9 protein-coding genes are annotated in these 13487 nt (G+C 70.1%); 2 read left to right on the forward strand and 7 right to left on the reverse strand.

Going from position 1 to position 13487, the window contains the following annotated elements; all coding sequences use genetic code 11:
• Window positions 1-569 precede the first annotated feature (569 nt).
• Both ACOV8S_RS30585 and ACOV8S_RS30590 read right to left on the reverse strand, forming a co-directional pair.
• Window positions 570-1286, reverse strand: coding sequence for a helix-turn-helix domain-containing protein (locus ACOV8S_RS30585; RefSeq protein ID WP_448321739.1), 717 nt, complete (start codon window positions 1284-1286; stop codon window positions 570-572).
• Between the two features lie 31 nt (window positions 1287-1317).
• Complete coding sequence (locus ACOV8S_RS30590; RefSeq protein ID WP_448321740.1) at window positions 1318-1665, reverse strand: hypothetical protein; 348 nt, start codon at window positions 1663-1665, stop codon at window positions 1318-1320.
• Between the two features lie 1505 nt (window positions 1666-3170).
• Between ACOV8S_RS30590 and ACOV8S_RS30595 the strand changes: the two genes are divergently transcribed.
• On the forward strand, window positions 3171-5828 hold the full coding sequence (locus ACOV8S_RS30595; protein WP_448321741.1) for a Helicase associated domain protein: 2658 nt from the start codon (window positions 3171-3173) through the stop codon (window positions 5826-5828).
• A gap of 1139 nt (window positions 5829-6967) precedes the next feature.
• Here the strand turns inward: ACOV8S_RS30595 and ACOV8S_RS30600 are convergent.
• Window positions 6968-7321 (reverse strand): hypothetical protein, encoded by a 354-nt coding sequence (locus tag ACOV8S_RS30600; RefSeq protein ID WP_448321742.1) that lies wholly within the window; start codon window positions 7319-7321, stop codon window positions 6968-6970.
• A gap of 521 nt (window positions 7322-7842) precedes the next feature.
• On the opposite strand from ACOV8S_RS30600, the gene tpg reads away from it, so the two are divergent.
• Entirely contained in the window at window positions 7843-8400 is a 558-nt protein-coding gene (gene tpg, locus ACOV8S_RS30605) for a telomere-protecting terminal protein Tpg (protein ID WP_448321743.1), read from the forward strand.
• A gap of 32 nt (window positions 8401-8432) precedes the next feature.
• Here the strand turns inward: tpg and ACOV8S_RS30610 are convergent, their stop codons facing one another.
• The 4 genes from ACOV8S_RS30610 to ACOV8S_RS30625 form a co-directional block, all read right to left on the reverse strand.
• Window positions 8433-9545, reverse strand: a complete 1113-nt coding sequence (locus ACOV8S_RS30610; protein WP_448321744.1) for a hypothetical protein — start codon at window positions 9543-9545, stop codon at window positions 8433-8435.
• Window positions 9546-9558: 13 nt separating this feature from the next.
• Window positions 9559-10302 (reverse strand): AAA family ATPase, encoded by a 744-nt coding sequence (locus tag ACOV8S_RS30615; protein ID WP_448321745.1) that lies wholly within the window; start codon window positions 10300-10302, stop codon window positions 9559-9561.
• On the reverse strand, window positions 10299-12119 hold the full coding sequence (locus tag ACOV8S_RS30620; protein ID WP_448321746.1) for a Mu transposase C-terminal domain-containing protein: 1821 nt from the start codon (window positions 12117-12119) through the stop codon (window positions 10299-10301). Before ACOV8S_RS30620 ends, ACOV8S_RS30615 begins: the two co-directional genes overlap by 4 nt.
• A gap of 76 nt (window positions 12120-12195) precedes the next feature.
• A partial coding sequence (locus ACOV8S_RS30625) for an AAA family ATPase (RefSeq protein ID WP_448321747.1) occupies window positions 12196-13487 on the reverse strand: 1292 nt, incomplete at its 5' end.

Here is a 13487-nt window from a genome sequence, read left to right on the forward strand (position 1 = left end):
GTACCACATCGCTGCGCGATGTGCAAGCGAACCCCCGCGCTGCGCGCGGGGGTTGCGCTCCCGCTCCGCGGGAGCGCTGGCGAGGGGCTGCGCCCCTCGCGCACCCTGCTTGCTGCGCAAGCAGGGTGACGGGCCGTTCGCTGCGCTCCCGGCCCGGCCCCTGGGCTTCGCCCTGGGGCTCCCGGCCTTCCGCTTCGCTGCAGGCCGGGGCGGCGGGTCCGCTGCGCTCCCCCGCCTGAGGGTCCTTCCGGCTGCGCCTTCAGGACCCTTGCGGCCCGCTGGCGCGGGCCTGGCTGGCAGCAAGGCGCCGTGCGCGCCGGTTGGCTGTCACTCGTGGGGTTGCATGCGCTTGTCTTGAGAATAGATGCACCATGTAGCGTTGGCATTATTCAGGGACACCCGTCAGGTGAGCTGCGTGTGATTGGCGGATCCCCATGTCCACTTCTCTGGGGCGGGAATACTGCGTTGTCTCTGTGGGATTGCCCCTACCCCTGCGAGAGATCCGGCGTAGTAAAGCGAAGCGCCCTCGGGCTGATTCATGGCCTGAGGGCGCTTCAGCCGGCCGGTATTTACGCAGCCAGTTCCCGCTTTGTCTTCCGGCGATCAACCGCCACAGAGGGGAGGAGCCGCAGGAGGGACTTTTCTTCCCTGCTGACTTCGGCTTGGCTGAGCAGCTCCGAGTGGGCCTTGTCCCACTTGGTGATGTCGTACCTGGCGGATGCGCTGCCGTTGAGGGCTCGGACTGCTGCGGCGAGCCAGGGCGCGAGGTCGGCGGGTTCGATTACGTAGCAGGCCTTCAGGAAGGCGATGGTCTGCTGGGGATCGACCGGGAGGATCTCGCCCGCGATGATGCGGCGGGTGGTGCTCCTGGGCAGGTCCCAGGAGCCGGACGTCCGCGCCATCTCGCCTGGCGTGGGGCAGCCGGCCCATGCGTGCTGCTGGCGCAGGGCGCGGCTGAGGTCTGCGCGGGAGGAAATGAGGTCAGGGTCGGGGGCCTTGTGGACGTAGCCCGGCGCCCGGACTGCCCGGCGGGCGCGGATCCACAGTTCCTGGCCGCGGGTGAGAGCGGCGCCGAGGCTTCCGGCGGCTTCTTCCGCGGCGGTCGCCCTGATGAAGGCTGCGACGGTCTCCCAGGAGGGAACGGTGTCGCCTGAAGCGGCACGCTCGAATGTCGCCTTCGACGGTGCTTCGCGCTGGGCCATCTCCTCATAGGTCAGCTTGGCTGCGGCCTTGCGGCCGCGCAGGAAGTCAGCGAGCTTCGCTCGCGCAGGAACGGTGCGGTTCACAGGCTTCTCAGGGCGTCCCATGGTGGCCACCTCAGCTGCCCGAGCTGAAGTAGGCGCGCACGAGGCGGCCCATCCGGCCAGCGCCCCGTCCACCGGTCCCTGCCATGACGACGATCCCGGCGCCGATGCCGCCGGCACCCGCGATGAGGAGCAGGATGTCGTGCACGCCCATGCCCGGCGGGGCGAGGATTGCCGCGGTGGCGATGCAGGCGATGACGACGAGCGCGTGCGGCATGCCGAAACGGCCGCTCATGCCCGCGGGATCGCTCAAGGCGGGCACCGGCGCGGTGGCCATCGTGTCCGCAATGTCGACGCCGGTGCCGGACGCCGTCGGCCTGGTGGCCGCAGCACGCGCTGCGGCAGAGGGCTTTCCGCCCATGAAAAGGGTCCCCAATCTACCGTCCGGCGACCAGAAAGATCGCCGGACGGTGCTACTCGGCTCCAACCGATGCTGTCGTCCTTCCGTACGCCTGCCGGGAGTTGGCGCTCCCAGCGCACGAAAGAACCTGCTGCACCACAGGATCCCAGCCTCTAGGGCACCAACGACAGGCAACCCAAACGTTGGTTCATTGGTGCACCAAAGCGAGCTTGTTGCACTCGCACATGACCTTGTCGCCCGCACAGCGCGCCGCACGGACCGCAATAGCCAGGCTCCGGCGGACAACACCGCAGGTCAGCAGATTGCAGGAGGTCCTAGCATGAGAGCTCGACAGTCGTAGGACGGTGGAACCGCACACCACGGGCAGCATGACATAGCAGGTCAGAGGCGGGACACGCCTCTGGAGAGGCATGGAAAGTACGTGTTGCTCCAGCTCACCGGGGTGGCCCCCTTGGCCAGCCGTCCCACATGGCGAGATGGGCGCTGACCTGGGTTGACTCACGACTGCACCCATTGCCGCTGCACGACATGGGCCGGCCTAGGCCATTCTCATAACTACGGATCGCGACTGCGCGCAGGCGCCTCCGCCCCTGATCGCTACTGGCTCCAACCGTCGCACAGGGAATCCGGGCAGGTGTTGGCGCACCTGCCCACGTGAAGCCGATCGCCATGCCCTCCGGGGCCGGCCATCGGCTTCACCTGTATCTCGTCCTTCACCTCTGACGGCCTTCACGCACGGCCCACCCGGCGCCCGAGCACTATGGCCAACGCCCGCTTTCCCAAGACACGCTCTGCATCCGCCAGCCCCGCCCGGGCGGGACCTGCCCTGCGGCTTGTGCGCAGCGCATCCGCATCACCGTGGCGGCCCTCCTCGCTTCCGCCTTGGTGACGGAGGCCCCGTCACCACTGTCCTGGCCGACCACCCCATGCCCGCCACTGCAGGGGCAGTGCCGCGACCGTCCTGGCCGAGGGCCCCATGCCCGTCACTGCTAGCACTGGCCGGCTGCCCCATCCGCCAGCCCTGACTGGTGCGGGCAGCGTCTCCCACCCAGCCCAGCGCGGAACGGGCACAGCGAGCAGCCCCTACCTGCCGGCGGGGCCGTGCGCTCCTCTGCGGGCGGGGCCGTGCGCTCCTCTGCGGGCGCGCTGCGCGCCGGGTGGGAGGTCCTAGAGCGCGAGGCACGGGCGCTGGCCGCCGAGCGGCATGCACGCGAAGCACCCCAGAGAGGGGCGTGCTGCTGAGGCCCCAACGCACGGACGATGTAAGGGGCTGGCGCGACACGGAGCCCCTCTCCTAGTCCCCGCGGCCCCGCTCGAAGACCCAACCGCGGCTCGCGCCGCACCCCCGGCGGCCAAGGCCATGGCGTTGCGGGGCCAGCCCCAGCGCCGGCGAGGACGCGAGTCAAGGGGATCGCGACAGCTCACTCCCCCATTTCGAATCCCGTAAACCGCAGCATCAGCGTTCTGCAATAATGCTCGGAATCGTCGGCTGGAGGAAGCACGCAATGCCGGGAATTAAACTTCGAGAGCATCAGGTGGCGCAGCGGAATGCTTTTCGTCGTTGGACCGGATTTCCTGCAAGATCGTTTGTGTCTGCGCAGGGGGTGCGGGGCACGATTGTGTCGGCGACTGGGTCGGGCAAGACGATCATGGCCGCTGCGTGTGCGCTGGAGTCGTTCGCGGCCGGCCGGGTTCTGGTGATGGTGCCGACCCTGGACCTGCTTGTGCAGACCGCCCAGGCGTGGCGCCAGGTGGGCCACCGGGCGCCGATGGTCGCGGTGTGCTCGTTGGAAAACGACCCGGTGCTGAATGAGCTGGGCGTGCGCACCACCACGAATCCGATCCAGCTCGCGCTGTGGGCCGGGAAGGGGCCGGTCGTCGTGTTCGCCACGTACGCCTCTCTCGTGGACCGCGAGGACCCTGAGGACCCGACGGGCCAGGCGACGGTCCGCGGGCCTCTCGAGGCCGCGCTCGCGGGCGGGGAGCGGCTCTACGGCCAGCAGATGGCCCCGTTCCACCTCGCCATCGTGGACGAAGCCCACTCAACCGCCGGTGATCTCGGCCGTCCGTGGGCCGCGATCCACGACAACGCCCGTATCCCGGCGGACTTCCGGCTCTACCTGACCGCGACCCCGCGCATCCTCGCCCCACCCCGACCGCAGAAGGGCACCTGCGGCCAGGACGTGGAGCTCGCGACGATGGCCGACGACCCGGCGGGCACGTACGGTGCGTGGATCGCGGAGCTCGGGCTGTCGGAGGCAATCGAGCGGGAGATCCTCGCCGGGTTCGAGATCGACGTCCTGGAAATCCGCGACCCCTCCCCCGTCCTGGGAGAGTCCGAGGAGGCGCGGCGCGGCCGGCGCCTGGCGCTGCTGCAGACCGCGCTCCTGGAGCACGCCGCCGCGTGGAATCTCCATACCGTCATGACGTTCCACCAGAAGGTCGAGGAGGCCGCCGCGTTTGCGGAGAAGCTGGCGGAGACGGCAGCCGCGCTGTACGCAGGCAACGCCACCGACGAGGACCTGGCCGCCGCGGACAAGCTGCCGAAGTCCTCCATCGACGCGGAGTTCTACGAGCTCGAGGCCGGCCGCCACGTACCGCCGGACCGGGTCTGGTCGGCGTGGCTGTGCGGCGACCACCTCGTCTCCGAGCGGCGCGAGGTCCTGCGCCAGTTCGCAGGCGGCATCGACGCGGCAGGCCGGCGCGTGCACCGTGCGTTTCTCGCCTCGGTGCGGGTGCTGGGGGAAGGCGTCGACATCACCGGCGAGCGGGGAGTCGACTCGATCTGCTTCGCGGACACCCGCGGCTCCCAGGTCGAGATCGTCCAGAACATCGGCCGGGCGCTCCGGCTGAACAAGGACGGCTCCACCAAGGTGGCCAGGATCATCGTGCCGGTGTTCCTGGAACCCGGCGAGGACCCGACCGACATGGTCGCCAGCGCCTCGTTCCGCCCCCTTGTAGCGGTCCTCCAAGGCTTGCGCTCGCATGACGAGCGCCTGGTCGAGCAGCTCGCCTCCCGGGCGCTCACGAGCGGAAAGCGCAAGGTCCACGTCCGGCGCGACGAGGACGGGCAGATCGTCGGGGCCGGTGGCGAGGACCAGGAGAACGACACGCAGGCCGCCGCCGAAGCCGCCCTGCTCCACTTCTCCAGCCCGCGCGACGCCGCCACGATCGCCGCTTTCCTGCGCACCCGGGTCTACCGGCCGGAGTCGTTGGTGTGGCTGGAGGGCTATCAAGCCCTCATCCGGTGGCGGGCGGAGAACGAAATCACCGGGCTCTACGCCGTGCCCTACGACGTTGAGACCCCCGTGGGTACGACGAAGGATTTTTCCCTCGGGCGATGGGTCCACCAGCAGCGGAAGGCCCTGCGAGCAGGTGAGCTGGAGGATCGGCGCAAGATCCTGCTGGATGCGCCGGAGGCCGGGATGGTCTGGGAGCCGGGCGAGGAAGCCTGGGAGAACAAACTCGCCGCGCTGCGGTCCTACCGGCGGGCCATGGGGCACCTCGCACCACGTCAGGATGCGGTGTGGGGCGAAGGCGGGACGGCGGTGCCGGTCGGCCAGCACCTGGCCAACCTGCGCCGCAAGGGCGGACTTGGGAAGAACGTGGAGCGGGCGCAGCGGCGTGCGGCGCAGTTGGCCGCCATCGACCCGGACTGGAACTGTTCGTGGCCGCTGGACTGGCAACGCCACTACCGCGTGCTGGCGGACCTCGCCGCCGACGAGCCCGGCGGTGTCCTGCCCGACATCGCACCCGGCGTACTGATGGACGGCGACGACCTCGGACGCTGGCTCCAGCAGCAACGCAAGCCGGGCACCTGGACACAGCTGTCGACCGAGCAGCAGGAACGGCTGACCGCGCTGGGCATCAAGCCGCTAGAGGAGACGTCTCCCGCCCCGGCAGCCGCGCGTACGACGAAAGGGCCGTCCAAGGCGCAGCAGGCATTCCAGCGAGGCGTGACAGCCCTTGCCCAGTGGGTCGAGCGGGAGGGCGCGGGCCGGCCCGTACCTCGGGGCCACAGCGAACAGATCACGGTCGACGGCGAAACGGAACCAGTAGTCGTCAAGCTCGGCGTATGGATCTCCAACACCAAGAGCCGACGCGACAAACTCAACACGGAGCAGCTCAACGCACTACGGAAGCTGGGCGTGAAGTGGGCGTAGCAGTCGGACACGTCTGTCCGCGCCCCGGCCGCCGTGCACGGCCGGCCTGCCCGCCCGTGCACGGCGGCATCGGCTTTGCTCCCTCTTCAGACCTGAGGTGAGAAACCTGACCAGGCTTGGTCACCGGCGCGAACGGCCCTGCCCAAAACGAGGTTGTGAATAGCGCTGGCCGCCCCGTGGCCAGCCTCCCCCCTTGTCGCGCCGGTCGGGGGCGGGCCCTGTCCTCGGAGCCAAACTCCAGGTCTTGTACCGGATCGCAGCGCCCGGGAAGGGCACCACCTTGCACGGCACAGCACGACCGCCCGGCACCGGAAGCTGAACGTGCAGCGGGCTTGTCAAAGACGCCTCAGGCCGGAGCGCAAACTCCGGCACAGTAGGCCGCTGGATGCGCTGCCACAGGGATGTCGTTGAGGCGAGACGGTTCTGGCCATCAACCACGAGGAGACTCATCACCCCCAATAGATTTGTTTTCCCAAACGCGACCCGGCCAAAGACCGTCCCGAACCGTCCCCGGACCGGCACACCGGTCGCGAGAGCCGGTGACCGTCCAATGCGGTCCGAGAGAGCATTCAGGTACCGGAGGAGCGATCCCTGTGCACTGCGAGGCGTTGGCGGTTCTGGCAGGCTCTTACGCAGCCGGAATCCGCGGCACGCGTCGGTTGGTTGGACGGAGCGGGCCCTCTGGCGGTCGAGGGATCGTTCTGCACGGCGGCGATCGCGGTAGGCAGCTTGTCGGCAGGCGTTAGAGCAGAACTCGCGAGCACGGCCGGTCGGCGGCTGGTCAAACAGCTTGGCGCATGCGTCCCGCGCGCAGCGGTGCACGACCGGTACCTCGGAGTAACCTTCCCAGAGCAGTGAGGAGAAACGGGGGCCGCCGCGCGAGCGCAGGTCCTCCAGTAGCGCGTCGCTGTGTGGGGACTCCTGGATCTTGTGGAGGATCCCGGCCAGGGCGCATTCCACGAATGAGGCAGTCGTTCCGTGTTTCCGAGCGATCTGGTCGGGGTGCAGGCCGTGCACGAATTCCTTGAGCAGTTGCAGCTCACCGCGCTTAAGCAGTCCACGCAGCGCGCGGTCCAGCACAGGCTCGCCCACGTGTCGGGACACTGGGTCTCGGTCAGGCCCGTAGATCTTCCGCCTCTTCACAAGATCGTCCCCTCCGTCGCGCTTCCCGCCTCCGCAGCGCCCGTCGGCTCCACCGCACCAGCCCTGGGGTCCGTGGCCGCCACACTCGACGCCGGATCCACTTGCAGCTGGGGCACACCAGCGTGACTGCCGACAGGCAGCGCCTGTCGGATGCCTCGGCCCAGCGTCGCTACCAGACCCAACAGGGTCCGTCCCATCGACTCCAGTACCCAAGGCAGGTCCTCCGGCCGGGTACGCTCCACCACCCTGTCTGCGGTGCGTGAGAAGAACACGATCGCCACTACGACGACAGAGCACAGCAACAGCAAGGCGAACCCGACCAGCAGGATCACGGCCAACGTATTCTCCACTCGCGCCTACTCCTCCAGCTCCAAAAACACTGATGGGCCCCGACACCAGCGGTGTCGGGGCCCATCAGCAGTTCGGCAACAAAAAACCCCGCACGGGGCGGGGCAAGCCGTCCGGGCACACGATTGCCCGTCCGAGGCGGACCGTAGCCAAGTTGCCGTCGCACTACAAGCGCGCACCGTCAACCAGCAGGTTTCTGCAGGTTAGAGGGGGATTGTCAGAGAGGAAGAAGCAAGAAGTTTCGTAACGGCCTGCCAGAACACTACTGGCGCAGCTCGCGGACCGGGGGATCCAGAAACGGGTTCCGCCGGTCAGGGGCGGTCTCCAGCCCGCGGTCGACGACGTCCTTCCTGACCCACGCCGCCAGCCTGTCGCCGGTGCTCCCTCAGGGGCTCATAGCCTGCGCCAGCCGGAGCCGTCCCGAGAATGTAGGAACCGACAGGCAGAGGGCGGGCGGAGTGGGAGAACTATCGCTACAACTGCAGGGTCTGGCCCCATCGGCTGGCCGCTTGGAGAGACAGGCGTGGGACAGGTCGAGAAGGGACTGGAGCGTACGTTACGCAGCCGCCCCATTCCCTCAAGTACCAAGGTACGCCTACGATTTCTGCTCGCGACGCATCAAGGTTCCACCCGGAAGGTGGCCACCGTGCTGGGGGTGTCACAGCGCACCGTGCAGCGGTGGGTAACGAAGAAGTCCGGAGCACGCCGTCCGCCGGGTCCGCTGCAGGTGCGGGCGATCGAAGAAGCCGTTCTGGCTCGGTGGCAGCCCCGGGTACGGGCCCGTCGGCGTGCCCAGGCAGAGGCGGATGGCTTCGTCTTCCATACCCGTGCGCGATTCGGGTTCGCGGCTCCGGCAGGGTCCTCGGACGATCCGCGGGTGCGGTGGATCACCCAAGACCTGCCGGGAGAGGTGGCCCGGGAGCTTTTTGCCGCTCGAGACGCCGGCGCAGGCGAGCAGCAGCAGACCGCGATACTTGCCCGTGCGTTGGGGCACGCCTACTTTCGCGAGTGGGGCCGCCGGGGTCACGGCCTGCATGTGGTTTTCAGCGACGTCGAGTTCGCCGAGTTCTCGATCGGCTGAGCCTTGCCCATCGAGCGAGCGCTGCAGGATGGTCAGTGTTGCGACGGCCTGGCGCGCCTGGCCGGTATCGCTTCGTACCTCTCGGCTTCCTGCCGCTCGCGCCAGTCCCACTCCACATGGCCGACCGGGCCTTTGCGGCGGGCCGCGGGCGGCTGCGGCGGGCGCAGTCTGGCCGTCTCCGCCACGCGCAGCAGGTGCGCACGGTCACCTGGTGCGGCGAGCAGTTCCTGGTATTCGCCGGATACGAGCCGGGTGAAGCAGGCCGCGGCCCGCAGGAAAACGCCGGCCCAGAGCGGGACGGGGTGGGTGGCGCAGCCGTCGGTGTAGCGGGTGCGGTCGTGGAGGGCGAGCGTGGCCGCGGCGTCGTCGTAGTCGCGGGGGTGAGCGGTGGCGAGTTGTTGGAGGGAGGCGCCGGTGAGCAGTGTGGCAGCCAGTGCCGCGGCCAGGCGAGGGTGTGCGGTCGCCGCATGCAGCTGGTGGGCGACGCGCTGCGCGACGGCCGCAGTGAGAGGCACGGGCGGTGGACGGTGCCGCCAGGCGATCGGCGGTGGCGTGCACGGGTCGGCGCAGGGGCGAGGGCTGTCGTAGGAAACGAGGCGGTCAAGTGCGGGCAGGGTGAGCCACCGGCTGGCCGGCCCGGCGGGCTCGTCTGCGGGTGCCGGTTCGGTGACCGGTGTGCCGTAGTAGTGGCGGCGGGCTGCCTCGAGGTCGTCGGTGAGGGAGTAGTCGGCCGTCCGCAGGGCCTGATGGAGCACGGCGGGCAGGTGTGGGCGATGGCAGACCAGGGTCAGGTGGATACCGGTGTGGGCCTGTAGCTGGAGGAGGCGCATCGTGCGGCGGGTGGTGAGGCGGTGGGCGCGCAGGACGGTCAGCCGGGTGACGGGCAGGGCGGTCACCCAGGCGGTGGCGGCTTCCCAGGCGGGCTGGCGGCCGCCGGGAAAGCGGCCCGGGAGCAGGGGTGGTTTGCCCAGGGCGGCGAGGAGGTCGTGGGCGAGGCCGGTTTCGCTGGTGGTGCCCGGGCCGGGGTGCAAAGTGATCCGGCCGAACGGCGGATGGTGGGCGGCCAGGGCGGTGTGGGTGTGGATGACGTCGTCATCGCGGTCGATGACCACGGTGACGGACGGTGGAGGCACAGCGGGCGGCATGGCGGCGTAGCGTTCAGGCGAGGCGGCTGAAGGCCCAGCGCAGCAGTTCCTGGTCGACGCGGGGGCGGCCGGTGCGTGCCAGGGCGGTGCGGGTGTGGGCGGTCAGCTGGGCCCAGGCGCGGAAGTTGCCGTGCGCGGCGTGGCTGTCAGCGAAGGCGATGTCGTCGAGGTCGGCATCGGCCCACACCGGATGGAACAAGGGGATGGCCTCCAGGACCTCGTCGGGGGTGAGGCGGGTGAAGTGCTGCCAGATGAAGATGCGGGAGGAGAGCATCGGTTCGCGGCGCAGCACGGTGTGGCAGCCCTCGCCGCCGACGAAGATGACCGCGAGCCGGGTGGAGGGTTCGTCCCACAAGTAGCGGAAGTACTCGAACGCCTCACCGTTGAGCCACTGGGCCTCGTCGACGAGGAAGGTGCGGGGGCGCTCAGCCAGGGCGGTCTTCAGCAGGCGGTCGAATTCACTGGGGTGGCGCGGCGGTTCACCGGCCAGATCGAGTGCGGCGAACAGCTCATAGCGCACCGCTCGGGCGGTGGGACGGGCCCGGAAGGTGATCTTGCGGACGTCCTCACCGGGTTCGAGTCCGCGCAGGCAGGTGTTGACGGCGAGGGTCTTGCCGAAGCCGGCGCCGCCGTGGATGCACATCATGGCGCGGGCGGCGACGGTGTCGGTGATGTTCTCCCGGGCGGTGAGCAGGGCGCGGGTGGTGACCACGGACGCATCGGGCGGGTCGACGTACTGGTAGGTGGCCGCAGTCACGAGGCGTCTCCGTCGTCGTCGGTGGTGGGAGGCGCGGCCCGCCCGTCGCGGCCGTCCGGGGCGGAAGCGCCATCACGGCCGGACGGGTGCGGGACGGGCGGGCCTGGCGTGGTCAGCGCGGCCAGGGAAGCAGGGGTGCGCCAATCGACCGGGGGCGCGGCGGGCGGGATGAGGTCCGGCAGCGCCAGCTTCGAGGCGTCGTTGTGCTCGATGGCGGCCAGTTCGTGCCCGGCTTGAGCGGCGGTGAGGGCTCCCAGCCGTTGGGCCGGCCCTGCCGTGGTGGCCGGGGCGAAGCGCTGTCGGCGCAGCGTCTCGGCGGCTTTCACCTCGGCGCGCAGACGTCGGGCACGCTCCGCACGGGCTATGCGCAGGGCCTTGAGTTGTTCGGGGGTGGCCGCGTCCGCGAGGTGCGCGGGCCCGAGATACTTGCCGCTCGCGTCACAGATGTCGATCTCGTGATCGTGGTGCGGCATGTAGCGCACGGTGACGGTACGGCCGGCCTGGCCGGTCATCCAGGGGGCGATGTAGGTGCGCCCGCGCCACCGCACGCCGTGGCTGGTCAGCTTCCGCGGGCGGCCGTCGTCCTCCAGGGTGAACGTCCACAGGTCGGCCGCGGGGACATCGGTGACGGGAGTCGGATCGGCCTGCCATGCCTCAAGCGGCGTGCGGCCGGACAGCGCCTGGGGCCGGTGCTCGGTGTTCCACCAGTGGGTCCAGGCCAGCACCTCCGCGGTGAAGTCCTGAAACGACATGGCACCGGACGTCTCCGGCTTGCCCACTCCTTTGTGTCGCCGGCCGGAGCGGGGCTTGGTGGGGGTGAGGGTGTAGCCGGGCAGGGCCGCGAACAGCATCCGGTCAACGGCCCGGTTGAGGTTCTCCACCGTGCCCTTGAGGTGAGGGCTGTAAGCGGGAAGGTCCTTCACCGTCACGCCTATCGTGCCGAACGCGGCGGTGACGGTGGTCGACAGGAAGTCCTTGCCCCGGTCCACCCGCACCTGCTCCGGTGTCCCTCCCGCGGGGCCGTAGGGATCATCACGCAAAACAGCGGCACGCAGCGCGGCCAGCACGGAGGCACGGGAAGGAACGCCAGCAGTGACCGCGGTGCCGGTGATCACTTTGGTGGCGGTGTCGATGAACCACGTCACCCAGGGGCGCACCAGGTCGCCGTCGGCATCGACCAGCAGCGGTGCCTGGACGTGATCGGTCTCCCACACGTGATTGCGCCAGGAGGCCGCCCGTTTGCCGAAGACGTCGTGCGCGCGTGCCGCGTCCGGTCCCGCGGCAAGACCGGCCCGCTCCCCCGCGGTGAGATCACGACGCACCGCGCGCAGGAACGTCGATAGCGACGGCACTGGGTCCAGCAACGGCACCGCAGCCGGCGGGGCGCCCGCGGGAGAAGCCGCGGATTCAGATGCCGTCGTCGGCTGACCGTCACGGCCGCCGGTCTGGGCCCGGGCCACCAACTGGCGGTGGACCGCGGAAGCATTGCCGTGCCAGTACGCCAGCAGCACCCGGATCTCCCTGGTGATCTCGAACCGCTCACCGCTGCGTTCCCCGGGGCGGATCGCGTCCTGGGGCGACCGGGAGGCCTCAGCCAGCCACCGCCACACCGTGCGCTCCGACACGCCCAGGCACTCCCCGGCCAGGCGCACATGCTCCCGCGAGAGCCGCCGCTCGGCGCGCAGCGCCAGCAGACGACGCACCGCCGGCGCCCGCAACGCCGTCAACGACTCCTCCCCCAAAACACCGGCCGGATCCTCCGGCGGCGCCATCGGCTGCCCGTTCACTCCGTGCCCCTCCGCCTCTTCCACTTTCATGGAGCGCGCCTTCGTTCACCTCGTCTCGGAACAGATGAAGGCCCTCCTACACGAGCCCTCCGAGCAGCGCGGACGGTCACGGGTAAGGGCCAAGACGCGCGCAGGCCTGCTCGATCAGTTCCCGGTCCACAGGCCTTGCGGGGCCGCGTTCGCGGGCTGCGTAGACATGCGACGTGAGCTTCGCCCACGTGCGGAAATTGCCGTGCGCCATCTGCTCGTCCGCCCGCGCAAGGTCGTCCGGGTCCGCCTGCGCCCACACGGGATGGAACAGAGTCAGCGTCTGCGGTACTTGAGACGGCTCAAGCCGGCCGACCTGATGCCAGCTCAGCACTCGTGAGCGCAGCGCCGAAGCACGGGCGAGGGCCCGCTCGCTTCCCGCCCCACACAGCACCAGCGCCGCCGCACAGCCCGGCGCGTCCCACAACTGCCGCAGGTAATCCAGCAGTGGCGGCGTCAGCCGCTGGGCGTCATCGAGAAACAGCACACCCGGCTCGGCCAGTGCCCGCGTCAGAGCCCGGCTGGCCGGCCCGGCCCGGTGCGGCAGCGCCCCTGACGGCAGCCCGAGCGCTTCACACAGCGAGGCCCGCAGCTGCGGCAGACCGGGTGCCACGCCGGCCACCGCCCGCCACACCGGCACCCGGCCGGGCAGAAGATGCAAAGCCTGCTCGACGGCGACCGTCTTCCCCAGGCCCGTGTCCCCGTACACACAGCACATCCCGCGTGCCGCGACCGTATGCCCCACAGCCTCCGCCACAGCGGCCACCTGCCGTGTGGCCACCAGCCGGGCCCCCGGCACGTACAACCGCACACCGCCGCTCCGCACCCCCGCATCCGCGGCGTCCTCCGACACCGGCACGTCGGCGGGCGGCCCGTCGACAACAAGCGGACCACTCGCCCCGTCCACGAGCCCCAGGTCCGCCAGCGCCCGGTCATACCGGCTCGGCTCCAGCCCCACCCGGGCCCCTGCCGGACGGGCCACTTCAAGAACCCGGCCCGCCCTCAGATCCCGCTTGATCACCCGGTGCAATGTCGGCAGCGAGGGCACACACTGCGCACCCCAGCCCTCCAACGCCCCCTCTTCCTGGGCCCGGAGCATCCTGCGCCGCAACTCCGCGACGTTCCCGCCCGCCTCCGCGAGGACCTCCCACAAGGCGTCACTCAGCGAGAACCCGTCCTGCCGCGGCCGAGCCTCGACGTGGCCCCGGCGCCCATCGGCCAGCCAACGCCACACCGTCCGCTCTGACACACCCGCCAACTCCGCCGCGATCCGCACATGCAGCGCCGACAGCGTCCCCTCCACATCCACCGCAAGAAGCCGACGCACCACCACACCCCGAGCCAACGGCACACCCCCCGTCGGCGCAGCCC

The sequence above is a fragment of the Streptomyces sp. CO7 genome (genome assembly GCF_053474865.1).

What these genes read in the sequence shown, in the direction of transcription:
- ACOV8S_RS30590 (WP_448321740.1), bottom strand. Translation starts at nt 1,665, where the DNA reads ATGGGCGGAAAGCCCTCTGCCGCAGCGCGTGCTGCGGCCACCAGGCCG.
- ACOV8S_RS30595 (WP_448321741.1), top strand. Translation starts at nt 3,171, where the DNA reads ATGCCGGGAATTAAACTTCGAGAGCATCAGGTGGCGCAGCGGAATGCT.
- ACOV8S_RS30610 (WP_448321744.1), bottom strand. Translation starts at nt 9,545, where the DNA reads ATGCCGCCCGCTGTGCCTCCACCGTCCGTCACCGTGGTCATCGACCGC.
- ACOV8S_RS30620 (WP_448321746.1), bottom strand. Translation starts at nt 12,119, where the DNA reads ATGAAAGTGGAAGAGGCGGAGGGGCACGGAGTGAACGGGCAGCCGATG.